This is a genomic window from Psychrobacter sp. ANT_H59, from assembly GCF_008369225.1.
Classification (GTDB): Bacteria; Pseudomonadota; Gammaproteobacteria; order Pseudomonadales; family Moraxellaceae; genus Psychrobacter; species Psychrobacter cryohalolentis.
In genome coordinates this window covers 64,789-88,371 of the sequence record NZ_VOBE01000008.1, presented here as the reverse complement: position 1 = coordinate 88,371, position 23,583 = coordinate 64,789, and the positions used below count along the sequence as shown (strand labels likewise).

Genomic DNA, 23,583 nt, shown 5'->3' with positions numbered 1-23,583 from the left:
AGCTACGGTTGCGATTGCAGCGGTAAGGGTGGTTTTACCGTGGTCAACGTGTCCGATGGTACCGACGTTAACATGTGGTTTTAGACGTTCAAACTTGGCCTTTGCCATGGGTATTTCCTCTTTTTTTAGGGTCAACTGCTTAATTTATATAAAGTAATTAAGTGAATACTGACCACATTAAGATAACTGTTAAAAGGGTGCACATACTAATGTGCAGATATTATAAGAAAATCACGAGCAATAACAAGTCTTTTAACCAATTATTGCTCGATTATCTAATGACAATATAAAGATATGTCCTATATTGCCATTATCGATAGATTTTTGCTTATTCGTCATCATCTTTATTGTTGAATTTAGAGATGATAGCTTCTGCAACTGATTTTGGAATTTCAGCGTACTTTTGGAATTCCATAGAGTAAGTTGCACGGCCCTGTGACATTGAACGCATTTGTGTGGCATAGCCAAACATTTCCGCTAATGGTACTTCAGCACGAATCTGCTTAGTGCCACCAGGTAAGTCTTCCATACCTTGAACCATACCACGACGACGGTTAAGATCGCCCATGATATCGCCCATATAGTCTTCAGGTGTTTCAACTTCTACTTTCATCACTGGCTCAAGTAGCGTTGGGTTTGCAGCCATGAAGCCTTTACGGAATGCGATAGAACCAGCCATTTTAAATGATAACTCATCCGAGTCAACATCATGGTAAGAACCATCATACAAGGTCGCTTTTACGCCAACGATTGGGTAACCTGCAAGTACGCCGTTTTTCATGCGCTCTTGAATACCTTTATCAACCGCACCGTGGAATTCTTTTGGTACCGTACCACCAACAACTTCTTCTTTAAATTCATAAAGAACATCGCCAGCTGGATCCATAGGCTCAAGACGTAACCAAACGTGACCGAATTTACCACGACCACCAGTCTGACGTACGAATTTGCCTTCTTGCTCAACCGTGTTACGAATCGTTTCGCGATAAGCAACCTGAGGTGCGCCGATGTTAGCTTCAACACCAAACTCACGCTTCATACGGTCAACAAGAATCTCAAGATGTAGCTCACCCATACCACTGATGATAGTCTGACCAGACTCTTCGTCAGTATGTACACGGAACGATGGATCTTCTTTCGCCAAACGACCTAAAGCGATTGACATTTTTTCTTGGTCAGCTTTGGTTTTAGGTTCAACCGCTAGACTGATAACTGGATCTGGGAATTCCATACGCTCAAGCGTAATAACATTTTGCTCGTCACACAACGTATCACCAGTGGTTACATCTTTCATGCCAACCAAGGCTGCGATATCACCAGTACGGATTTCTTGCAACTCTTCTTGAGAGTTTGCCATCATCTGTACGATACGGCCAACACGCTCACGTTTCATTTTAACTGGGTTATAAACGCTGCTGCCTTGCTTTAGAACACCTGAATAAACACGAACGAAGGTTAAGTTACCAACGAACTTGTCATTCATGATTTTGAATGCTAAAGCTGAGAACGGTGCTTCGTCTGACGCTTCACGAGTGCCTTCAGATTCATCTTTGTCATCAAGGATACCTTTAATAGCAGGTACATCCATTGGTGCAGGAAGATACTGAATAACAGCGTCCAACATCTTCTGTACACCTTTGTTTTTAAAGGCAGTACCACAAAGAAGTGGAATGATTTCGTTATCAATAGTCAACTGACGAATAGCAGAGTTAATTTGTTCAACAGTTAATTCACCGTTCTCAAGATACTCATTCATCAATTCTTCAGTCGCTTCAGCAGCGCTTTCTACTAGATACTCACGATATTCTTCCGCTTTTTCTTGTAGTTCTGCTGGGATTTCACGCTCATCATATTCCATACCTTGAGACGCTTCGTCCCAATAGATGGCTTTCATCGTTACTAGATCTACAACGCCTTCAAAGTCGTCTTCTTTACCAATTGGGATAACCAATGGTACTGGCTTGCCGCCTAGACGAGTTTTGATCTGTTCTACTACGCGGTAGAAATCAGCGCCAACGCGATCCATTTTGTTAATGAATGCAAGACGTGGAACTTTATATTTGTTTGCCTGACGCCATACGGTTTCAGACTGTGGCTGAACGCCGCCTACTGCACAGTAAACCATGCAAGCGCCATCAAGAACACGCATAGAACGTTCAACTTCAATCGTGAAGTCAACGTGACCTGGGGTGTCAATGATATTGATACGATGTTCGTCAAACTGTTTTGCCATACCTGACCAAAAACAAGTTGTCGCCGCTGAGGTGATAGTAATACCACGCTCTTGTTCTTGCTCCATCCAGTCCATAGTGGCTGCGCCATCATGTACTTCACCAATCTTGTGGCTAACACCGGTATAGAACAAAACACGTTCAGTAGTGGTCGTTTTACCAGCATCAATGTGCGCAGAGATACCAATATTGCGATAGCGCTTTAGGGGAGTTTTACGAGCCATAGTGTTTTCCTAGGGAAATTCGTGTATATATTAATGTGTTGTGTCTCTACCTCTACTCTATGACAAAGCCATTCAGCCCTGCAATATTACTAATCATTGAACCTAATACGGGCAAAAAAGAGTAACTACTAAGAATAGTGCGGCATCAAACTCAGGAGACTTTCTTTACAGAATAGCATCCCTTTTCAGAACAGCATCTTGACAGATGTCCGCCATCTGAAATGAGTGTGTCTGTTATTATATTTCAATAATTACAAGCAAATCATTTATTAACAATGGCGACAATCAATAGAATAAATAAATTATATCTAGATGACTGGCATACACCAGTCATCCAAAACTACTTTTAAAAAGCTATATTTAAAAGAACAGCTTAATTAAGAGTAGCTTAGAAACGGTAATGAGAGAATGCTTTGTTAGCATCTGCCATGCGGTGAACTTCGTCACGCTTCTTCATAGCATTACCTTTGCCATCAGCAGCATCATTCAATTCGCCAGCTAAACGCAAAGCCATTGATTTTTCAGAACGCTTTGCAGCAGCTTCAGCTAACCAACGCATAGCCAAGGCGGTACGACGGGAGGGGCGTACTTCCATTGGCACTTGGTAGGTTGCACCACCAACACGGCGAGCTTTTACTTCAACCATTGGGCGAACATTTTCCAATACTTCTTCAAAGAAAGAAACTGGATCTTCGATGTTACGCTTTTGGCTTACTGTCTCAAGTGCACCGTAAACGATACGCTCAGCAGTAGATTTTTTACCATGACTCATGACATGGTTGATGAATTTTGCAACAGTTTGGCTACCAAACTTAGGATCCGGTAGGATCTCACGGGTAGCAACGACGCGACGTCTTGGCATAATAAATATCCTTTTCTTCAGGAGTGTCTGACATTCACAATCTCGCACCAATTAATATTGGATGGCGTTATATCGAGTTGTCAGTCAGCCTTACTGCATGGCGGTGTGTGATAAAGGTTAATGACTCATTTGGTCAAAAATTACTCACATCAGACCCATGCACAGTTAATGTTTGATACAAAGAAACTCATTTAGTAACGTTTGGTTATTAAACTTTAGGTTTCTTAGCACCATATTTAGAGCGACCTTGCTTACGATCTTTAACGCCTGCGCAATCTAGTGCACCACGAACGGTGTGATAACGTACACCTGGTAGATCTTTTACACGACCACCGCGGATAAGAACAACACTGTGCTCTTGTAAGTTATGACCTTCGCCGCCGATGTAGCTTGATACTTCATAGCCTGAAGTCAAACGTACACGACATACTTTACGCATGGCCGAGTTAGGTTTTTTAGGGGTAGTAGTATATACGCGAGTACATACACCACGGCGTTGTGGGCACGCTTCCAACGCAGGAACTTTTGACTTTTCCTTGATGGTTTTGCGACCTTTACGAATCAATTGGTTAGTTGTTGCCATGAGGCATCCTTCTCCCGTTTGGTAAAAAACAAAAAAATAGGGAAACGCACCATCCATCTGACTTTAACGACAGATTTTGGCACACCCATTTTTAGGACAGTGTATTATAAAGACTTGTTGCTGCTATTTCAACCACTTATGAGCAGTTGGACTTTACAGCAGCGGATAGATATGTATTCGGTCTACTACTATACCACTTTATCTGTTTTTAACGGCATAACCGAAAAAACAGCTAACTAAATACGGTATCAAAAGTAGATGCTTACATCATTTAGATAAGATATTTAGAGATAAAAAACAGTCATTTACCTGAGCTATATGGCGATATCGGTTTAATTTTCAATAGAAGTAAGCCGATATCGCCAACATTAAAGATAAATAGCAAATACGTAGAGCTTTAATATTCTAAAACGAAGTAATCAATAAACCTTAATGGCTTATTATTTACTCGACTTAGCAGCGGCTTTTTTTGTTTGGCTGTCAGAAGATTTAACTGCACTACTCTGCTTATCATTCTTAGTGCTGTCGACTTTCTTTTCGTCAGCTGTAGTATCAACATCGTTTTCTTTATCGTCAGCTTTTTTCTGAGTATCTTTTGCATCCTCTTTTGCAGCATTAGCGTCTGACTTTATGTTTTTTGATGCTGCATCTTTTGATTCTTTTTCTTTCTGCTCAGTGCTGCCCGTTGCCTTACTAACCTTTACTTCGCTGCTACTGTCATCCGTAATAGCGCGATTGGCAAGCTTAGCTTCTGGCGCAAAAGTTGCTTGAGCAACGCCAATGACCTCATCAATCAGCTGACTGTTATAGCGCATACCAACGATAACGGCAGTGGCTGGTAGGAATCGGCGTATCCATGTTAAGTTAATTTGATCCAAATCAATACCGACCTGACTGGCAATACTGTCCACTTGCTCTGCGTAAAAATTAACTTTTTTATTCTGCAAGCCTAAGTTTTTGAGCTCATTGTGTAAACCGCTGCTTTGGGCACTATCCAGTAAACCTTTACCAATACCAATACCTGCCAGCAATGCTTGCTTCTCTTGCATTTTGCTGAGATCTGCATTGGCAAGTAACTCATATGCCATTTTGACGCCTTGCTTGCCAGTTAACGGCTTATTATAAACAGCGCCCAATTGATAAACCGTGCGTAGAGAAACTAACAATAACCATAACGTATCCGCAAGCAAGCCCGGCAAACCTGCCAAACCTGTAACACCACCAAGCGTCGCTAATGCACGGTTTTGATTGGCGATATCGGTCGCTAACGCGTAACGCTGCTCGTCGTCTAAGCTCACAATATTGGCAAAGCGATGCTGATTCGGTAAATCAATTTGACTCCAGTTGTCGGCAAGCTTAGCAATTTGAGCAAAAGCGCCATCAACGGTCGATTCAAAAAAGCTGTTCGGTACCACTTTTTTGGCATATTTACCATAAGCAGCAAAGCGTGTGCCCAATAACTGCTGAGTGGCTTTTAACGTTTGCTCACGGAACAAATCTTGTTGGTAATCTTCATCGCCTAAGTTCACCGCTTTAAATTGACGCGGTTTGCCAGTTTTTGCATTCGCGCTATCAATCATGGCACCCATACGCTCTAGATTGCCACGCGTAAAAGAGCCAACCGTACTAATACCTTTCGATAAAGTGCTACGCTTTCCCATCTTGATATCCTTAATATGATGTTTGTTATAAAGTAATATGGTCAAAGTACTAAGTGTTAAATCACTATTGTTAAAATGCTGCTCTAACACTCTTTTTATAATAATACGCTGTTTGCCATTCTAGCGAACCCCTATTGTGAGTGTCAGTGCGAACAATGTTATCGCTATCAGCCCTTTTGTATCTAAAAGTGTCATTTATCGATGACAACTTAACCATCATAGTATATCTATTACATCAGCTCATATTAAAGAAGCTTTTACCATGGCATGCATCACCCTCATTGTTTGTTTGTTTCTTAATAACAAACTGCATAAAACTATAGAACAACCATTGTTGCTGATAAGCCCTATTTTATTATTATTTTGCATTTACTCAAACATTTTGCCACCTCGATACGGTATCATATGCCATAATTCAAAGTACACTTGTACCATTATTTACCTGCACTCTATTTCTCTCAACTCTCTATGAATCCATGATAGCGTTAGAGTCCGCTGCTAGCACTTAAATGCCTTGATATAACAACACATTATATTATCAAAGACAGATATAGATGAAGTGATATGGTAGAAGTAGATATTTTAAAACGATGATTAAAAGTAATTATCAAAAAAATCGTTACTAATAAGGAATATTGTATGCGCCGCGTTGTTATCACTGGAGCAGGGATTGTCTCTTGTATCGGACATGATTTGGCTACTGTCACAGAGGCTCTTAAACAAGGACGCTCTGGCATCACATTCAACGAATCTTATGCTGAGCACGAGTTCAAATCACACGTTAGCGGCAGTATTGATCACTCACAGCTTGATACCTCAGCTATTGACCGCAAACTAAAACGGTTTTTTAGTGACGCAAGCCTATATGCTTATGTCAGTGCGTTAAGTGCAATTAAGCACGCTGGACTCTCTTTAGAAACCATCAATAACAGTCCGCGTGTGGGCGTGGTCGCAAGCTCTGGCGGCGCGTCAACAGAAAATATCGCCAATGCAATAGACGCCATGCGAGAAAAAGGGTTACGCGGCGTTGGTGCAATGGCTGTACCAAAAACAATGGGCAGCTCAGTATCAGCGGCGCTTGCTACTGGTCTAAAAATCCAAGGTATCTCATACTCATTAACCTCAGCTTGTGCCACGTCAACGCATTGTATCGGTCATGCCGCCGAGCTTATTCAGCTAGGTAAAGCCGATGTGATACTTGCTGGTGGTAGTGAGGCAGAACATTGGACACAGTCTTGTATGTTTGATGCCATGGGTGCAGTCAGCACCCAATACAATGATACTCCAGAGCTTGCCTCAAGAGCTTATGACAAAGACCGTGATGGTTTTGTTATCGCTGCAGGCGGCGCGATGGTAGTCGTTGAAAGCTTAGAACATGCCCAAGCACGCGGTGCCAATATTTTGGCTGAAATCGTCGGTTACGGTGCCAGCTCTGATGGCGCAGAAATGGTCGCTCCAAGCGGTGAAGGCGCCGTACGCTGTATGAAGCTGGCACTTGCTGAAGCTGGTTTAGAAAGCGTAGATTATATCAATAGCCATGGTACTAGTACGCCACTTGGTGACATCACTGAGCTTAAAGCTATTGCTAAAGTATTTGATAACGATATCAGTAAAGTGCCTGCCATTAGCTCGACTAAGTCTATGACAGGTCATAGCTTAGGTGCGGTTGGTGCACAAGAGCTGATTTATTGCTTACTGATGTTACAAGACAGCTTTATTGCACCAAGTATCAATATTACAGAATTAGATCCGGCTGCCAAAGGCTTTGATATCGTCACTGAAAAACGTGATGTTGAGCTTGAAACTCTTATGAGCAATAGCTTTGGCTTTGGCGGTACTAATGCAACACTGATCATCAAAAAGTTTGATGCTTAAACTATGGTTGTAATAGATACTCATACCAATGTGCAGACAGATTCTGCCCTACCGCCAGCTAGCAAAACTAGCTGGCGTTTTGGTGACTTATCTGCTGCCGAATTAATGCCGCACCTGCAACGACATTTGTTAGAACAAAATAGCAAAGCAAACTGGCAATTGGTTTGGCTCAATAATGATGGGCGACCTGTGATTGGCTTATTACCAAAGACGAGCTGGTGCGTTTATCCTGTGACTAATGACACGCTGCATGCTACTAAACAGGGAAACCTTTATAAAATCGAGAAAACACGGCGTGAGCATGTTCACCTTTATAGTAATTCCAGTGATAGTGCGGCTACAAGCTATATGAGTTATAGCGACTGGCAAGAGGAATTAATTACTTACAGTCGGGCTCATGAAATAGATGGCATTCACGGTAACGGCTCGTTCTCAACTAAAGACGTCGATCAACAACCAAGTTATCAGCACGGCTTAATAGGTTTTATCAGTTATGACATTAGCGCTCATGAACTCAGTCCAACCGTTAATATAGAGATGGCAGCACAGCCGTGCGCGTTATTGGGGCATTATGATATTTGCTTAACCGCTGATTCAGACAGTCAAAGCAGTTGGCAGTTAAAGGTAAATAATGATAATAACCCTGACAGCAGCTCAGTCCAGCAGGATACAAATGCACTAATCAGAGTGCTAACATCTTATTTAAATAGTTTGGATAATCAACTATCGAATGAGAATGTCACTAAAAAATACTCCTGTAAAACGCCGCCTTTATTACTAGAAGCTCAATGGAGCAAACGACACTATCAGCAGGCATTTCATCAAACGCAAAATTATTTGCAGCAAGGCGATTGTTATCAAATCAATTTAACCCAAGCATGGAGTGGCTATTTAAGCGCTTATGAAGATAATTCAGTCACAAGCCTCATTGACTATTTACCTGCTTTGAACGCTAATACCCAAGCACCTTTTGCAGGATATATAGCCATTGATAGCTATAATCATGAAGGTAAAGTAAATACATCAAACCATCAGTTTGAATTATTAAGCTGTTCGCCGGAATTGTTTTTTACCTTTAGCAAAGATATTGAGACTGGCAAGCATCATATACGTACCAAGCCAATCAAAGGAACCATGCCGCGCGGCTTAACAATCGAACAAGATAATGCCTACAAGCAGCAGTTAATCAACAGCGAAAAAGACCGTGCAGAAAACGTTATGATTGTGGATTTGTTACGTAATGACTTGGGTAAATACGCCAAAATCGGTAGCGTAAAAGTGCCTCAGCTATTTGCGATTGAGAGCTTTAGTAATGTACATCATATGGTCAGCACCATTACCGCCGAGCTCAAGACAGATACCCATCCGTTAAGCGTCTTATTTGGCGGTTTGCCTGCAGGATCAATTACTGGCACGCCAAAGAAAAGGGCGGTGGAGATTATTGCAGAATTGGAAGCGGCACCGCGTAGTGCTTATTGTGGCACCATGGGCTATATGAACTTTGATGGTAGCGGTCAGTGGAATGTACTGATTCGCACACTACAAACAACCAGCACAGCAGACAACACTAAACAAGTCAGTTTATGGGCAGGCGGAGGTATTACCGTTGCCTCTGACTGCGATGCTGAATATCAGGAATGCTTAGATAAAGTCGGCAACCTATTATCCGTCCTTGCTAACGACTCAGGCTTAAGTTAAAAGACAGCTTAAAGCGGCGCAAAAGAGCCTGCTGACATCATGTTAGCAGGCTCTTTTTATTACTTATGGAACATTCTTTTAGTACTATAGTTGAGCTAGGTATTAATTAACTTCAACATCTGCCACTGCTTGCAGCGCTTTTAATGCGTTAATTAAACGCTCGTGCTGTGCAGGAGTACCAATCGTGATACGCAGATACTCATTAATACGCGGCTTATCAAAATGACGAACAATGATACCTTGCTCACGTAATACTTCTGCTACTTGACTGGCAGCACCATCATGAGGACGCGCAAAGACAAAGTTGGCATGTGACGGCAGTACGTCATAACCTAAGGCCGTCAACTCAACCGTCAACGATGTACGCAAATCAATGACCTGCTGGCGGGTTTTCTCAAAATATTCAACATCTAAGACGCTAGCTGTTGCACCAGCTTGTGCCAACTTATCAAGTGGATAGCTATTAAAGCTGTTTTTCATACGCGTTAATGCTTCAATCAAAGAGGCATTACCAAATGCCATACCGACACGCAGTCCGGCAAGCGAACGCGATTTTGAAAAGGTCTGGGTAACTAGCAAGTTATCAAATTCATTAATAAGGCTAACCGCTGATACTTCTACGTCTGGACTACTCTCTTCTAGCTGAGCAAAATCGATATACGCCTCATCAATCACAATCACTGAATTTGAGTGCTCGCCTGCAAGCTTACGGATATCAGCAAGCGACAATAATAAACCAGTTGGCGCGTTTGGATTGGCAATAATGATACCACTGCAAGGTCGACGATAGGCATCAGGACTGATACTAAAATCTGCTTCTAATGGGATTTGCACAAGCTCTATACCAAAGGTATTGGCATAAACGGGATAAAAGCTGTAGCTAATATCAGGCGCTAAAATTGGGCGCTCTTTTAAGAAGAAGCTGGCAAATACCAATGCCAATACTTCATCTGAGCCATTACCAACGAACACTTGATTGATATCAAGATCATAAAGCGTGGCCAATGCGCCGCGCAATTCTTCAGACTCAGGTGCAGGATACAAGCGCAAATCATCCGCTTGCTGTGCTAAGACTTTAATAATCGCCTCACCTACTTTTGGTGAAGGTGGAAATGGATTTTCATTGGTGTTCAACTTGCACAAATCGTCATGCTGGGGCTGCTCGCCAGGAACATACGGCGATAAATTACGCGCTTTAGATGACCAAAGTCTGTTATCTATCTTTGATTCACTCATAAGTTATCCTACTATTAATCACAGAAATGGTTATTTCTAAAACTGTTATTCTAAAAGTTGTTATCCAAAGACCTGTTATTCCAATAATTGTTTTTGAGAAAATTAGGACTGGTAACGATAACGGGCTGAACGCGCATGGGCTTCTAAGTCCTCATGCTGCGCTAAAATATCTGCCGTCTCAGCCAAAGGCTTACTGCCCGCTTCACTACAATAAATAATGGATGATTTCTTTTGGAAATCATAGACGCCAAGTGGTGACGAAAAGCGTGCTGTACCCGATGTCGGTAGCACATGGTTCGGTCCTGCACAGTAGTCACCGATTGCCTCTGGCGTATGACGTCCCATAAAGATAGCACCTGCATGACGAATACTACCAAGCAACGCGTCTGGATTATCAACAGACAGCTCCAAATGCTCAGGCGCAACGCGATTGATCACCGCCATGCCTTCTGCACGGTCTTTAACCAAGATAAGCGCGCCACGATTCTTTAGCGAATCACGAGCGATATCTGCCTTGGGTAATTCAGCCAAGGCTTTTTCAATTTCAATGGCGACTTCTTTAAGCTGTTTTTCACTTGTGGTCACAAAAATCGCTTGGGCAATACGGTCATGCTCTGCCTGTGATAATAAATCCATCGCTAACCAATCAGCACGGTCTTTCGCCGTGCCTTCTGCATAAACCAGTACCTCAGAAGGTCCGGCAATCATATCGATACCGACTTGACCAAATACCGCGCGTTTGGCAGCTGCAACATATTTATTGCCCGGTCCAGTGATTTTATCTACTGCCGGAATCGTTTCAGTACCATATGCCAATGCCGCTACCGCTTGTGCACCACCAATAGTAAAAACGCGATCAACTTGTGCCAAATGCGCCGCCGCTAATACCAAGGGATTGAGCACACCTTTTGGCGCTGGCACAACCATAATGACTTCTTTGACACCAGCAACTTTGGCAGGGATAGCGTTCATTAATACTGAAGAAGGATAAGATGCCAGACCGCCCGGCACATAAATACCGACACGGTCAAGCGGCGTGACCTTTTGACCTAAACGATTGCCGAATTCATCTTCATACTGCCATGACTCTTGTACTTGGCGCTCATGAAAGCTCTGCACGCGCGTCGCTGCTGTGGTCAGAGCGCTTTTCACGACATCATCAAGATTGGCAAAGGCTTCAGCAAGTGCCTCTTTGGATAATTCTAAAGCCTTCATCGTCGTTGCTGGATGTTGATCAAACTGCTGCGTCAATTCTAGCACCACACTATCCCCGCCATGACGCACTTTACTAATAATGTCATCTACCGTTTTGAGTAAATCGGCATCATTAACGGTTTCAAAAGCAAGCAGTTCTGTCAACTGACTGTCAAAATCGGCGTCTTGCGTACTTAATTGGCGCATGGCTTTGTCCTATATTTGAGCATGAATACGGCGGTAAAAAGGATAATATGAGGGCTTAGATGTCAGCTTATTTACAGTAATCACATTCAGACTATACGGTGCTTTTATTAGCTGACATGCAAATACAATAAAACCAGTTTAGCACGCTATGTTCTCCTTAGAGCGCTAAACTGGTTTGGAATTTTGTATAACCATACTTGATATTATCAATCTACGATACGCTTTTATCATGTACTGATTTATGGAGTACTGCTGATACTGTTTTTAAAACTATCTAATATCGGCTCAAGCAGTGAAAACTTGCGCTTATAACTGACTTGGTTGACGATAAGACGGGAAGAGACATCACAGATATGATCGCGCGCTTCGAGTCCATTGGCACGTAAGGTATTGCCCGTATCAACCACGTCGACTATCAAATCACCTAAACCAACCAAGGGCGCAAGTTCCATCGAGCCGTACAGCTTGATCACATCAACTTGCTGTCCTTGACTTGCAAAATAAGCACGAGCAACATTCACATATTTGGTGGCAATACGTAGGCGACGGTTTGGCAAAGGTGCATCTTTTACGCCAGCGGTCATGAGCTTACACTGAGCAATCTTCAGATCTAATAATTCATAAACATGATTGGCGCCATGCTCAAGCAACACATCTTTACCTGCCACACCAAAATCCGCTGCGCCGTGTTCAACATACGTTGGCACATCGCTTGCGCGTAAAATTAATACTCGGACATTGGGATTTGAGGTTGGAAAAATAAGCTTGCGTGAGGCTTCAGGATCTTCCAATAATTCAACGCCAGCGGCACGCAAAAGTGGCATCGTCTCTTCTAAGATACGACCCTTGGATAACGCCAGTGTTAAGCCTGAAAACTCATCATTTACTTCGTTTAATAAACCACTGGTTGGTAAGCTGTTGGTTACTTCAGTCATAGTGACGCTGGTCCGTGTGCTGATGGTGCTGAAAGTTGTCGCCGTCAAAGGGCATTTTTAATATTACACTAGGCTTAAAATTTATTTTGATAATAACGCCAGTATTAATACTAGCGTTGTAACTTTTAGCAAGCCATATTAATCGTTGCTGTTAATACGCTCGATATTGACACCAAGCGCACGCAATTTGTCTTCAACGTGCTCATAGCCACGGTCGATATGGTAAATGCGGTCAATTAAACTCTCACCTTCTGCTGTTGCGGCTGCCATTACCAATGACATCGAAGCACGCAAATCAGTCGCCATCACAGGCGCGGCTGTAAAACATTCAACCCCTTTTACCACAGCCGTATGACCGTCTACTTGGATAGAGGCACCCAAACGATTAAGCTCAGGGACGTGCATATAACGGTTCTCAAAAATATTTTCGATAAAGGTACTGGTGCCATCAGCCAAACAAGCAATCGCCATCACCTGTGCCTGCATATCCGTTGGAAAACCTGGATGCGGCTGGGTACGAATATCGACCGCTTTTGGTCGACCTTTCATTTGCGCGCGAATCCAATCATCACCCGTAGTGATAATTGCACCCATGTCTTCAAACTTTTCTAGCACAGGTGTTAATAGTAGCGCAGAAGTATTCTTAGTCAATACATCACCGCGTGTCATCAAGGCACCGGCAAGGTAAGAGCCTGTTTCGATACGGTCTGGCACGACTGAATACTCACAGCCATGCAAACGCTCAACGCCTTCAATCGTCATGGTTGCTGTACCAATACCACTGATTTTAGCCCCCATTGCGACCAGCATATTAGCCAAATCAACCACTTCTGGCTCAAGCGCACAGTTGCCCAAAACAGTCGTGCCTTTAGCAAGTGCTGCTGCCATGATAACGTTTTCAGTACCACCTACCGTCACCATGTCAAATGAGAACTTACAACCTAGCAGTTTGCCGCCTTTTGGTGCTTGCGCGATTACATAGCCGTTTTCTACTGTAATACTAGCACCCATTGCTTCAAAGGCTTTAAGATGCTGATCAACGGGGCGCGAACCAATCGCACAACCACCCGGCAAGGATACTTCTGCCTCACCAAAACGTGCCAACAATGGACCCAATACTAAGATTGAGGCGCGCATGGTTTTGACTAAATCATAGGGCGCATAAAAATTATCGATACTCTTGGTATCGCAAGTGACGGTATCACCCTGCTTTTGGATTTTGATACCCATCCCACCGATCAATTCAATCAAAGTGCGCACATCTTGTAGCGATGGCACATTGTGCAATGTCGTCGGCGTCTCAGCCAATATCATAGCCGCAAGCAACGGCAACGCGGCATTTTTAGCGCCTGAAATGGTGACTTCCCCTGCGATACGACTACTACCAGTGATTAAAAATTGATCCATAAAGGTGACAACCTAACGATAAGTATAAAAACAATGAGAAACCGAATCAATTATCAATGGCAAAAATACTTGCTCGTAATAAACAATCCAGTCGTAAATAAAAAGCTTTAACCTACTCTAGCCTTGCGATTGAACATCCCATTCAGCAGGCGTTAACGCTTGAATATTGAGCGCATGAATATCACCACTGGCGATTTTATCATTGACCAAAGCATAAACTGCTTGCTGACGCTGCACAGCGCGTTTGCCCTCAAAACTGGCATCAACCACACGCACATCAAACTTAGTTCCTTGATTGGCAGCTTGAATAAATGCATCTGGAAAATGCGTTTGTAAAAATGCAATCAAATCGTCAGCGTTCATGCTCATAGAATATTCTGCCTTAAGGTTTTAGATAGGGTATAGAGGTAAAGTGACGACATTATAACAAGAGTTTGACCATCTTACAGCACTGTCTTACACAACGATGCTTAACCATTATTAGCCTAAAATAGAATCAATACCCATGTCGGACTTATTAATTGCAACCCTTATTTAAGGGTTTTATCCAAATAACTTAATACTTGTGCGCGTACATCATTGACCCAGCGTAGAGGTGGTGCCATCGCGCCAATACTGGTGGCATGACTGGCACCCGCAATTTCACTTGTCTGCACGGTAACACCTGCCGCTTTTAACGCCTGTGTCATTTTGGTAGTATTGGTTGCATAAACAACTTTGTCTTTTTCAGCAGTCAATAATAAATACGGCGGCTGCTGCCCTTTGATCTGACGATCTGGCATTACCTCATCAGGTGTCGCGTCGGCAGCAAAAGCGGTGACGCTACTAAATTTACGAAAGTCATAACTATAAGGACCTGCAATACCAATCACTGCAGTGATATCTTTTGGCTTAATACCATAAGGCTTTAAAAAATCCTCATTGGCGACCGCAGCAACAGCGTTAAACGCTCCGGCAGAATGACCAACGACTGCAAAACGCTCTGGATTGGCATGGAAACGCTTGGCATTCTTATAGCTCCACGCAATCGCTTGCGCCGTATCTTCGACATAATCAGGATAGACATGCTCAGGGGCTTTACGATAATTAATCACTGCAGTCACATAACCTGCTTGCGCCAAACTCTGCCCGACAAAGGCATATTCCTCCTTACTTCCACTCTCCCAAGAGCCGCCATGGACGAATACCACCATCGGATAATCTTGTTTGATGGTGGTATTCGTTTTCATAGCCTGCGCTAAAGGTTTTGGATAGTAAATATCCAAATCTTGTAATGGCTCGTCACCATACAGGATGTCTTTACTAACCCCAATGCCGCCATTTGAAGTAATACCATTAACGATAGCAAGCGCTGATAACGCTTGTGCTTGCTGCGTCGCTAGCGCAATACTGCCTACTGCCAACGCAGTAGTAACCCCTACACGTACGAGTTTGGACATACCTACCTTAGGTCGCTGTACATCATTATTTAAAGCCTTCATAGCAGTATTCCTGTTATATGTCAGTCAGTTGTAGATTTATAATCTTACCTACACTGCATTAACTATATTTGCGATTAATATTTTTTGACTGTACATATTTTACGGAATAACAGGGAATTTATCGTGCTTCTACTGTTATGGGTATTTAGTGTTCTTGTTAGTGATATTTGGGCTACTTTAAGATAAAACTAGCATTAGATAACAATATCTTATCAAGATTAATCATTCATTTAGCTCACTTCAATCTATGGGTTTCGATACAGGTCAATGTAAGGGCTGGATGAAGGTTCGGTAACTGGCGAGCCATCCTCGGTCACTATAATAGGTGTGGCACTGATAGTCGCATCTGCTGCGACAGAACCACTGGTATTAGGTATTGCTCTGTTATTCACGACTGCAACTCTGGTTGGATGAGCTGAATTTGTAGCATTGGCCTCATACATGATGTCATCGTTACCCAGCTTTACGCCTCGATCATCGACGACAGTAGTCAGTAGTACCAATTCTGTAACACCAACCGTGCTATTGGCAATATCAATCAGATGGCTTTGCTGCGTCGGTGTCATACGACCCATGATATAAACCACGCCATTATTGGTCACTGCTCTAATTTGTGACGCTTTCACCCCATCAGCAGCGGCTGTTTTTGCCATCAGCTTTGAGGTGATATAACCGTCATGGACAGTTTGGCTATAGCCTTTTGAAGCACCGACTGTCAGCTCATTGTAGACTTGACGAACATCTGGCATAGAGCCTACGACTTTACTGACTTCTGCCTTAATTGTTTCAGTCGGCACTTCACCGGTCAGTAATACAATACTATTAAAGCTATCAATACTCATGCGACTGGTTTGCTGCAAATTTTCCTGCAAACCATAAACGTTAATCTTGACGGTATGCTCAATACTACGATCAAGCAGACGCTGCGGAATAGTACGCTCAGTCATGGGCACGCCATAAGTACCTTCTGTACTATTGGTCAAATAATTGGTCGTACAGCCAGTCGTGACAATGCTCGACATTAATATAATGCCTATCGCGTTACGGCGCGGTGAGCCAAAAATAGCAGTGCGCAGATTCATCTGTGTCATGATTTACCTCTTTAGTACATGAGTATTCATAATAAATAATAGCAACAGTCAATGTTTGTAATTTTAACAAATATGACAAAAACCTGATTTAATAAAATTATTTTAGTGCCGCTACTCTACTGAACTTTTACTGCTTACAGTTAGGCTTTTGGTAACGACAACTTCATTTAATTTGCTTTAACATTATAAAATTAGCCACGCTTAAATAAATCATAAACAAGTTTTATTACCAAGCTGACGCGATAAATGCGCCTTGTAGCCATTCAGGCTGATTAATTTCTAACCGTTGATTTGGTTGATTGTCCAACGTGATATTGGCTTCATTTTTATTTTTTTTATTCATTGTATTATAAGCAATCACATCAAACCGACATTCATATTCATGATATTGAGGGTTTTGCTGTAAAAAATGACGCGCTGCTTTGATAATTTTACGTTGCTTGCCTGCTGTGACGCTGATAGCCGCATCACCAAAATATGAGTGCTGTCTTTGCCGTACTTCCACAAATACCAGTGTCGACCATGCTTGTCCTTTTTCTAACATCACCAAATCAAGCTCGCCAACTTTAGGCTGCTGCCAGTTTTGCGCAACCAAAATCAACCCTCGCTCTTGCAAAAACTCACACGCCCGCTGCTCAAATCGGCTACCTTGGCGCTGTTTTGGAGAGGTTAGCATTAAAGGTTTATCGTTTGCCATGACGTCTATCAGTCTGCTCAACATTTCAGAATTATCATAGCACATCATGCTAAACTAACCACTTTCGCGTGTTGATACTGCTAGGATTTTTTACACTGTGCTTAAGCCTTATTTGATAAGGCATTTTTGCCTTTAATGTTGTTAGCCAGTTTTATCAGTCAGTGCGCCATATCCCTTTATTTATTATCTTAATGACCCGAGGTTTTCATGTCTAGCCCTACCGCGATGCCAGCTTGTCTATATATCGTTGCCACGCCGATTGGCAATCTGAGCGACATGACACCGCATGCGATTGATGTCTTAAAGCAAGTCGCTATCATTGCCTGTGAAGATACGCGCACTTCAGGTAAGCTGTTATCACATTTTGGCATCAACACCAAAGGCAGTAAGGATGATGATACTGAAGAGGTAACAGTACACAATAATAAGAATAATGGCGAAAACGACTCTGATAGCACGGCTAAACAAAAAGGTCATAATAAGCTTTGGGCTTATCATGAGCACAATAGCGCCATTCAAACACCCAAAATTATTGAAATGATTGAGCAAGGTCACTCTGTTGCTTTAATTAGTGATGCTGGCACGCCACTTATTAGTGACCCAGGTTATCAATTGGTACAAGCAGCACATGCTGCTGGCGTTCGTGTATCCCCTATTATTGGCGCCTCTGCTGCTATTGCCGCACTGTCTGTTGCAGGATTGCCCTCAGACCGCTTTAGCTTTATTGGTTTTCTACCAGCAAAAACACATGGTCGTCAAAAGCAGCTGGCAGCATTGCACTCTCGCACTGAAACCTTAATATTTTACGAAGCGCCGCACCGTATTATTGCCAGTTTAGAAGATATGGCGACTGTATTTGGTGCTGAGCGCGAAGTAACGTTTTGCCGTGAATTGACCAAAACCTTTGAGACCGTAAATAAAAGTACGCTTGGCGAATTGATTGAATTTGTTAAAGCGGATGACAATCAGCAGCGCGGTGAAATAGTGGTGGTGGTCGCCGGAGCCAATGTTGCGCAAGACGATGATGACATCAGTATTCATGATAAATTGCTGCAACGACTGCTAGAGGACTTGTCAGTTAAAAAAGCTGCCGCTTTAGGTGCTGACATCACCGGTGTCAAAAAGAATGCACTCTATCAGCGCTTACTTGAGCTACAAGCATAATAATTTTTGGATATTATAACCAAACAGACGCAGTTATAAATTCTTTGAGGAGAGATAAGCAATGTACGATGTGATGGCGATAGGTAATGCTTTGGTTGACCACGAATATCTGTTATCAGATGCTGCACTAGAAGAAACTGACCTGACTAAAGGTAATATGACGCTGGCAGGTATTGAAGAACAACAGCAATTATTGGCATATTTTAAGCTGGCAGAAATAGAACCATCAAAACAAGCGGGTGGCGGTTCAGCTGCCAATGCCATGTATGCGTTTTCAAGTTTGGGCGGTAAACCTTTTTATGCCTGCCGCGTCGGCGACGATAAGCAAGGTGAATTTTATTTAAAAGACTTACATGAAGCAGGTGTTGTCACCTCACCTCAGTCCATTCATATAGGCGGTGTAACCGGCTCATGTGTGGTTGCAGTAACTGAAGATGGCGAGCGTACTATGCAGACGTTCCTAGGTACTTCAAGCGATATAACCGCTGATAACGTTGACTTTGACGCGTTAACTCAAGCTGAGTGGTTGTATTTGGAAGGCTACCTTGCAATGTCTGCAGGTATTCAGCCAGCGATGGATCAATTGCGTCAGCAAGCGACTGTAAACGGTGCCAAGATTGCCGTTAGCTTTGCTGATCCAGCCGTTGTGAAATTCGCTAAAGAGGGTTTGCTAAATATGCTCGGCAATAAAGTTGCGGTGATATTCTGCAATAGTGAAGAGGCACGTTTATTTACAGATGAAAAAGAATACAAGTCAGCGGCGCGTGCGCTACTTGAATACTGCCAAATTGCAGTAGTTACTGACGGTGCAAATGGGGCGGTGATTGCTCATCAAAAAGATGATGATTCTGACATTGAAATTCATGATATCCCTACGCCAGCAGTCGATAGTGTCATCGATACCAATGGTGCCGGTGATAACTATGCGGGCGCATTTCTATATGCTTTGTCACAGCAATATAGTTTGCCAGAATGTGGTCGTCTTGCCAGCGCAGTTGCCGCGCAAGTGATTCAACAGCTCGGTCCACGTTTAGCGTCAGAAGATTATCAGAGTATTGCCAAACGTGTACTGACTGCTTAAAAAATTAAGCCTAATACTTAGCAGTGTTTAGATAGCTTAAAAAATAAAAAAGCTCATATCGATTTGATATGGGCTTTCTGCTTTATAAGCTATTATTTAATTAAGCCGCAGCCAATGCTTGCTCTAAATCGGCTTTGATATCTTCGATATGCTCAATACCAATTGATAAACGAACCATATCAATGCTGACGCCTGCCTTTTCGAGCTCTTGCTCATTGAGCTGGCGATGGGTGGTCGTTGCTGGATGACAAGCTAGTGATTTGGCATCACCGATATTCACCAAGCGTGTAATCAGCTGCAAAGCATCAATAAAGCGCGAGCCTGCTTCAAGCCCACCTTTTACCCCAAAAGTCAAAATAGCAGATGGCGTACCTTTCATGTATTTTTTGGCAAGTTCATGCTCAGGATGGTCAGGCAGACCAGCATATTTTACCCAAGCAACTTTATCATGATCACGTAGATACTCTGCAACCGCTTGCGCGTTTTGAACATGACGCTCCATACGTAAACCTAGCGTCTGTAAACCTTGCAAAATACTAAAGGCATTGAGCGGGCTTAACGCTGCGCCAGTATTTCGCAGCGGTGCCACACGAGCACGGGCGATAAATGCCGCAGCGCCAACGTCTTTGACGAAGTTTACGCCATGATAGCTGGCATCTGGGGTATTTAATAACGGAAAACGTTCAGGATAATCGCCCCAAGGGAAAGTACCACTATCAACAATAGCGCCACCAATCGAGGTACCGGTACCGCTCATATATTTGGTCAATGAATGAATGACAATATCCGCACCAAACTCAAATGGACGACATAATGCAGGTGTCGCAACGGTGCTATCAATCACCACTGGCACGCCATATTCATGCGCGATATCACTGAGTGCTTGGATATCAATAATATTGCCGAGTGGATTACCAATACTTTCCGCAAAGACCATCTTAGTCTTATCATCGATTAAATCACGTATCGCGGCAGGATTTTTATGGTCAAAAAAGCGCACCTCGATACCTTGTCGTGGTAATGCATGAGCGAATAAATTATAAGTACCACCATATAGTGTCGATACCGCAACGATATTGTCGCCTGCTTCACAAATGGTTTGAATCGCATAAGTGATGGCAGCCATACCAGAAGCCACAGCAAGCGCGCCGATACCGCCCTCAAGCGCAGCAACGCGCTCTTCTAGTACCGCATTGGTCGGGTTCATGATACGGGTATAAATGTTGCCAGCAACTTTTAAATCAAACAAGTCTGCACCATGCTGAGTATTATCAAAGGCATATGAGCTGGTATGATAAATGGGCACGGCGACTGCTTTGGTAGTCGGCTCTACAGTATATCCGGCATGAATCGCCAAGGTTTCAAGGCGTTGATTATTTTGCTTAGCTGGTTGTCCGTCACTCATGTTGTGCTCCTATATATTTATTCGCTATCAAAAAATACTTGTTGATTAAAATAGCTATCGCTAAACGATAGGCATAAAAAAAGCTGAGTTAATCATAACTCAACTTCTTTATGAAAAGAATAGCAAATTATCCATCGCTTAATGACAAAAATTCATAAGCAATAAAAAACAAGCATCCTATTCGTACTTATAATCGCCGATTAGGTTTTATTAATCAAAGCATTCTTATTTATAATACGCGTTTTCAGTACGAGTATGATCGGTCTCATCAATCACTTGAGTAAGCTCTGGTATTTGCTGTTTTAGTTGCACTTCAACACCTTGACGCAAAGTCATATCAACCGCTGAACAGCCTTGGCAACCACCGCCAAATTTCAATACGGCAGTCAAGCCAACGCCTTCTTCATCAATCAATTCAAGCAATTGCACATCACCACCATGCGCCGCTAGGCTTGGATTGATCTCAGACTGCAACACATAGTTGATACGCTCTTCCACACTGGCATCAGCGCCCACTTTTGGCACTTTGGAGTTTGGTGCACGGAAGGTCAACTGACCACCAAAACGGTCTTTATTATAGTCAATCACTGCATCTTCTAAATAAGGTACTGATGCCGCTTCAATAAAAGCAGAGAAATTATCGTAGCTGAATTTCAGGTCAGCACTATCCTCTTCGCCTGGCTGGTTATAAGCCATACAGCACTCAGCACGTGGTGTACCCGGATGTTCAACAAAAATACGTACGCCAATACCATCGGTGTCTTGCTTCGATAACAAATCCGCTAAGTAACCTTGCGCCGCTTCCGTGATGGTAATATTGCTTTTAGCTTCGGTTTGCTCAGTATCAAGCGCTGACTCGTAATCGGCAGCAGGTTCTACTTGAGTATCCGTTGGGTTATGTTCACTCATAATGCGTCCTATCTGTGTTATGACACCAGCGTGCTGTGTACCCGCTTCTTGTGTCGTCAATGCAAGGGAATATGTGTCAGTGACTATCATGCTTATCGCTTGTTGCTTTGACCATGACAGCTATCTATTTATACGGCTCATTATAGCGCACTTAGTCGACTATTCCGACTGCAGCGGTGTGAATTAGCAGTGGCTATCTGTAATGATCCTCACTTATAGTGAGCTGACCGTATCTTCATTGTATATAAAGACAGTAAGCTGACTTATCAAGTCTATGATGCATTCAGTGTAGTTAAAAGCTGTTACAAGCAATGAGAGCAGCTAAAGAAATTTGCTCAGAAAACTTAAGTCTTAAGAGAGCCCTGTATGTTGACTGAAAATCTAAAATCTGTGAGCACAAAAGATAATGTACAAATTGCTATTTGGCATATTTTTGATAGTAAAAAACAGCAATATTTATCTAACAACTCTACTTATAGAGCCCAAAATATCTTTTTAACTCATGGTACATTTTCAGACAAAAAAACCTGCTTAAGAATCGCTGAATACTTAGCAATACTCGGACATCACTGTTATATCATGGAGTGGCGTGGTCATGGTGCGAGCTCAGCATCAAAAGATAAATTTAACTTTGAAACCATTGCCACTTACGATTTTGCTGCGACGTTTGATTATTTATGTCATCAATTAGACCTCGATAATCTGCACTGCGTCACTCATAGCGGCGGCGGTATAGGCTTAATCATGTTTCTCATTCAAAACCCAGACTATATCGACAAAATAAACAGTATCAGCCTATTTGCCTGCCAAGCCTATGGCGCCGCCTTGCACCCTATTAACCGTGTCAAAATATTTATCGCCAAATATCTCAATCGCTTATCGCGCTATATTCCTGCGCAAAAACTCAAACTGGGTCCTGTCAATGAAAACTACCATACAATGAAGCAGTGGTATGACTGGAACTTACAGCAAAACTTTCACAGCAGCTCTATCAAACAAAGTGATATGACTAAAAGCGACATGAATAATAATGGGGTGCCACATATACTTTCTGATACTAGGCCTTTTGATTACCGACAGCATATGCCAAAGATTACCATACCCATATATGCTATTAGCGCCAAAGGTGACCAGTTTATCTCCCCCACTTTGGGTTGTCGCGCACTATTTAATGATTTTAACAATCATGCGAATATCTTTCGTGAGTACTCGCTTAGCAATGGCAATTTAGACGACTATACGCATAGCCGCATTTTAAATAGCCGTCATGCTGCCAAAGAGGTTTGGCCAACAGTTGCGGCGTGGATTGACAAGCATAGCGACTAACTTTATATATTTACCTCTATAGTCAGTCCTTAATAAAAGAAATACAAATATTATCAATCACTACTGGGGTTAATTTTTCTTGCTTGCTGTGCCTACGCAGACAGAGGCTGCGAATAATGAACCCCAGTAGTTCCGTACTCTTTTAAAAGTGGATCAACTATAGCTTGATTGCTCAATAATATAGATACAGCCTTAAACATCTTTACACTTGCCAGCCAGTTGCAGCCTGTGTCAGTATTGATGTCTTTAAATTATTTTGAATTGATAATATTTTGAATCCTAGTTAATAACTAATAATTAAAAAATCCCTATTAAT

At 42.6% G+C, this 23,583-nt stretch carries 20 protein-coding genes; 5 read left to right on the top strand and 15 right to left on the bottom strand.

The genetic code is table 11. From position 1 onward, the window contains the following. The 5 genes from FQ083_RS12020 to FQ083_RS12000 all read right to left on the bottom strand — a co-directional run. Nucleotides 1–108 (bottom strand): GTP-binding protein (locus tag FQ083_RS12020; RefSeq protein ID WP_227679051.1); only part of this gene is annotated, 108 nt, incomplete at its 3' end. 220 nt (nt 109–328) lie between these two features. Continuing rightward, the gene (gene fusA, locus FQ083_RS12015; protein WP_133104816.1) at nt 329–2,455 is read right to left on the bottom strand and encodes an elongation factor G; all 2,127 of its coding nucleotides are present in this window, start codon (nt 2,453–2,455) and stop codon (nt 329–331) included. A gap of 388 nt (nt 2,456–2,843) precedes the next feature. Continuing rightward, nucleotides 2,844–3,317: a 30S ribosomal protein S7 gene (gene rpsG / locus FQ083_RS12010; RefSeq protein ID WP_011514497.1), complete on the bottom strand. Its 474-nt coding sequence runs from the start codon at nt 3,315–3,317 to the stop codon at nt 2,844–2,846. 208 nt (nt 3,318–3,525) lie between these two features. Then, nucleotides 3,526–3,900, bottom strand: coding sequence for a 30S ribosomal protein S12 (gene rpsL / locus FQ083_RS12005; protein ID WP_011281154.1), 375 nt, complete (start codon nt 3,898–3,900; stop codon nt 3,526–3,528). Nucleotides 3,901–4,340: 440 nt separating this feature from the next. Continuing rightward, nucleotides 4,341–5,561 carry an EcsC family protein gene (locus FQ083_RS12000; RefSeq protein WP_149410005.1) on the bottom strand — a complete coding sequence of 407 codons (1,221 nt, stop codon included), beginning with the start codon at nt 5,559–5,561 and terminating at the stop codon, nt 4,341–4,343. 639 nt (nt 5,562–6,200) lie between these two features. On the opposite strand from FQ083_RS12000, the gene FQ083_RS11995 reads away from it, so the two are divergent. Then, the gene (locus FQ083_RS11995) at nt 6,201–7,436 is read left to right on the top strand and encodes a beta-ketoacyl-ACP synthase II (RefSeq protein WP_149410004.1); all 1,236 of its coding nucleotides are present in this window, start codon (nt 6,201–6,203) and stop codon (nt 7,434–7,436) included. 3 nt (nt 7,437–7,439) lie between these two features. Beyond that, nucleotides 7,440–9,134 carry an anthranilate synthase component I family protein gene (locus FQ083_RS11990; protein ID WP_149410003.1) on the top strand — a complete coding sequence of 565 codons (1,695 nt, stop codon included), beginning with the start codon at nt 7,440–7,442 and terminating at the stop codon, nt 9,132–9,134. Between the two features lie 102 nt (nt 9,135–9,236). Here FQ083_RS11990 and hisC read toward each other — a convergent pair whose 3' ends face one another. The 8 genes from hisC to FQ083_RS11950 all read right to left on the bottom strand — a co-directional run bounded on the left by hisC (nt 9,237) and on the right by FQ083_RS11950 (nt 17,430). After that, the gene (hisC, locus tag FQ083_RS11985; RefSeq protein ID WP_133104820.1) at nt 9,237–10,370 is read right to left on the bottom strand and encodes a histidinol-phosphate transaminase; all 1,134 of its coding nucleotides are present in this window, start codon (nt 10,368–10,370) and stop codon (nt 9,237–9,239) included. A 102-nt stretch (nt 10,371–10,472) separates the two neighbouring features. Next, nucleotides 10,473–11,771: a histidinol dehydrogenase gene (gene hisD, locus FQ083_RS11980; protein ID WP_149410002.1), complete on the bottom strand. Its 1,299-nt coding sequence runs from the start codon at nt 11,769–11,771 to the stop codon at nt 10,473–10,475. A gap of 239 nt (nt 11,772–12,010) precedes the next feature. Beyond that, a complete protein-coding gene (gene hisG / locus FQ083_RS11975; RefSeq protein ID WP_149410001.1) occupies nt 12,011–12,706 on the bottom strand; it encodes an ATP phosphoribosyltransferase in 696 nt (231 codons plus the stop codon). 138 nt (nt 12,707–12,844) lie between these two features. After that, nucleotides 12,845–14,113, bottom strand: coding sequence for a UDP-N-acetylglucosamine 1-carboxyvinyltransferase (gene murA, locus FQ083_RS11970; RefSeq protein ID WP_020444326.1), 1,269 nt, complete (start codon nt 14,111–14,113; stop codon nt 12,845–12,847). 117 nt (nt 14,114–14,230) lie between these two features. Next, nucleotides 14,231–14,482 carry a BolA family protein gene (locus FQ083_RS11965; protein ID WP_011514505.1) on the bottom strand — a complete coding sequence of 84 codons (252 nt, stop codon included), beginning with the start codon at nt 14,480–14,482 and terminating at the stop codon, nt 14,231–14,233. A 161-nt stretch (nt 14,483–14,643) separates the two neighbouring features. After that, a complete protein-coding gene (locus FQ083_RS11960) occupies nt 14,644–15,594 on the bottom strand; it encodes an alpha/beta hydrolase (protein WP_149410000.1) in 951 nt (316 codons plus the stop codon). A gap of 245 nt (nt 15,595–15,839) precedes the next feature. Further along, the gene (locus tag FQ083_RS11955; RefSeq protein WP_149409999.1) at nt 15,840–16,685 is read right to left on the bottom strand and encodes a BON domain-containing protein; all 846 of its coding nucleotides are present in this window, start codon (nt 16,683–16,685) and stop codon (nt 15,840–15,842) included. Between the two features lie 226 nt (nt 16,686–16,911). Beyond that, nucleotides 16,912–17,430 carry a YraN family protein gene (locus FQ083_RS11950; RefSeq protein ID WP_149409998.1) on the bottom strand — a complete coding sequence of 173 codons (519 nt, stop codon included), beginning with the start codon at nt 17,428–17,430 and terminating at the stop codon, nt 16,912–16,914. Between the two features lie 159 nt (nt 17,431–17,589). On the opposite strand from FQ083_RS11950, the gene rsmI reads away from it, so the two are divergent. Beyond that, the gene (rsmI, locus tag FQ083_RS11945; protein ID WP_149409997.1) at nt 17,590–18,546 is read left to right on the top strand and encodes a 16S rRNA (cytidine(1402)-2'-O)-methyltransferase; all 957 of its coding nucleotides are present in this window, start codon (nt 17,590–17,592) and stop codon (nt 18,544–18,546) included. A gap of 61 nt (nt 18,547–18,607) precedes the next feature. Then, the gene (locus FQ083_RS11940; protein WP_149409996.1) at nt 18,608–19,627 is read left to right on the top strand and encodes an adenosine kinase; all 1,020 of its coding nucleotides are present in this window, start codon (nt 18,608–18,610) and stop codon (nt 19,625–19,627) included. 100 nt (nt 19,628–19,727) lie between these two features. On the opposite strand, the gene FQ083_RS11935 is transcribed toward FQ083_RS11940, so the two are convergent. Both FQ083_RS11935 and nfuA read right to left on the bottom strand, forming a co-directional pair. Next, nucleotides 19,728–21,032 carry an O-acetylhomoserine aminocarboxypropyltransferase/cysteine synthase family protein gene (locus tag FQ083_RS11935; protein ID WP_149409995.1) on the bottom strand — a complete coding sequence of 435 codons (1,305 nt, stop codon included), beginning with the start codon at nt 21,030–21,032 and terminating at the stop codon, nt 19,728–19,730. 225 nt (nt 21,033–21,257) lie between these two features. Continuing rightward, a complete protein-coding gene (gene nfuA, locus FQ083_RS11930; protein WP_041753256.1) occupies nt 21,258–21,941 on the bottom strand; it encodes a Fe-S biogenesis protein NfuA in 684 nt (227 codons plus the stop codon). A 366-nt stretch (nt 21,942–22,307) separates the two neighbouring features. Here nfuA and FQ083_RS11925 point away from each other — a divergent pair, with 366 nt between their 5' ends. Continuing rightward, complete coding sequence (locus tag FQ083_RS11925; RefSeq protein ID WP_149409994.1) at nt 22,308–23,267, top strand: alpha/beta fold hydrolase; 960 nt, start codon at nt 22,308–22,310, stop codon at nt 23,265–23,267. Nucleotides 23,268–23,583: the final 316 nt, after the last annotated feature.

What these genes read in the sequence shown, in the direction of transcription:
- fusA (WP_133104816.1), bottom strand. Translation starts at nt 2,455, where the DNA reads ATGGCTCGTAAAACTCCCCTAAAGCGCTATCGCAATATTGGTATCTCT.
- rpsG (WP_011514497.1), bottom strand. Translation starts at nt 3,317, where the DNA reads ATGCCAAGACGTCGCGTCGTTGCTACCCGTGAGATCCTACCGGATCCT.
- rpsL (WP_011281154.1), bottom strand. Translation starts at nt 3,900, where the DNA reads ATGGCAACAACTAACCAATTGATTCGTAAAGGTCGCAAAACCATCAAG.
- FQ083_RS12000 (WP_149410005.1), bottom strand. Translation starts at nt 5,561, where the DNA reads ATGGGAAAGCGTAGCACTTTATCGAAAGGTATTAGTACGGTTGGCTCT.
- FQ083_RS11995 (WP_149410004.1), top strand. Translation starts at nt 6,201, where the DNA reads ATGCGCCGCGTTGTTATCACTGGAGCAGGGATTGTCTCTTGTATCGGA.
- FQ083_RS11990 (WP_149410003.1), top strand. Translation starts at nt 7,440, where the DNA reads ATGGTTGTAATAGATACTCATACCAATGTGCAGACAGATTCTGCCCTA.
- hisC (WP_133104820.1), bottom strand. Translation starts at nt 10,370, where the DNA reads ATGAGTGAATCAAAGATAGATAACAGACTTTGGTCATCTAAAGCGCGT.
- hisD (WP_149410002.1), bottom strand. Translation starts at nt 11,771, where the DNA reads ATGCGCCAATTAAGTACGCAAGACGCCGATTTTGACAGTCAGTTGACA.
- hisG (WP_149410001.1), bottom strand. Translation starts at nt 12,706, where the DNA reads ATGACTGAAGTAACCAACAGCTTACCAACCAGTGGTTTATTAAACGAA.
- murA (WP_020444326.1), bottom strand. Translation starts at nt 14,113, where the DNA reads ATGGATCAATTTTTAATCACTGGTAGTAGTCGTATCGCAGGGGAAGTC.
- FQ083_RS11965 (WP_011514505.1), bottom strand. Translation starts at nt 14,482, where the DNA reads ATGAGCATGAACGCTGACGATTTGATTGCATTTTTACAAACGCATTTT.
- FQ083_RS11960 (WP_149410000.1), bottom strand. Translation starts at nt 15,594, where the DNA reads ATGAAGGCTTTAAATAATGATGTACAGCGACCTAAGGTAGGTATGTCC.
- FQ083_RS11955 (WP_149409999.1), bottom strand. Translation starts at nt 16,685, where the DNA reads ATGACACAGATGAATCTGCGCACTGCTATTTTTGGCTCACCGCGCCGT.
- FQ083_RS11950 (WP_149409998.1), bottom strand. Translation starts at nt 17,430, where the DNA reads ATGATGTGCTATGATAATTCTGAAATGTTGAGCAGACTGATAGACGTC.
- rsmI (WP_149409997.1), top strand. Translation starts at nt 17,590, where the DNA reads ATGTCTAGCCCTACCGCGATGCCAGCTTGTCTATATATCGTTGCCACG.
- FQ083_RS11940 (WP_149409996.1), top strand. Translation starts at nt 18,608, where the DNA reads ATGTACGATGTGATGGCGATAGGTAATGCTTTGGTTGACCACGAATAT.
- FQ083_RS11935 (WP_149409995.1), bottom strand. Translation starts at nt 21,032, where the DNA reads ATGAGTGACGGACAACCAGCTAAGCAAAATAATCAACGCCTTGAAACC.
- nfuA (WP_041753256.1), bottom strand. Translation starts at nt 21,941, where the DNA reads ATGAGTGAACATAACCCAACGGATACTCAAGTAGAACCTGCTGCCGAT.
- FQ083_RS11925 (WP_149409994.1), top strand. Translation starts at nt 22,308, where the DNA reads ATGTTGACTGAAAATCTAAAATCTGTGAGCACAAAAGATAATGTACAA.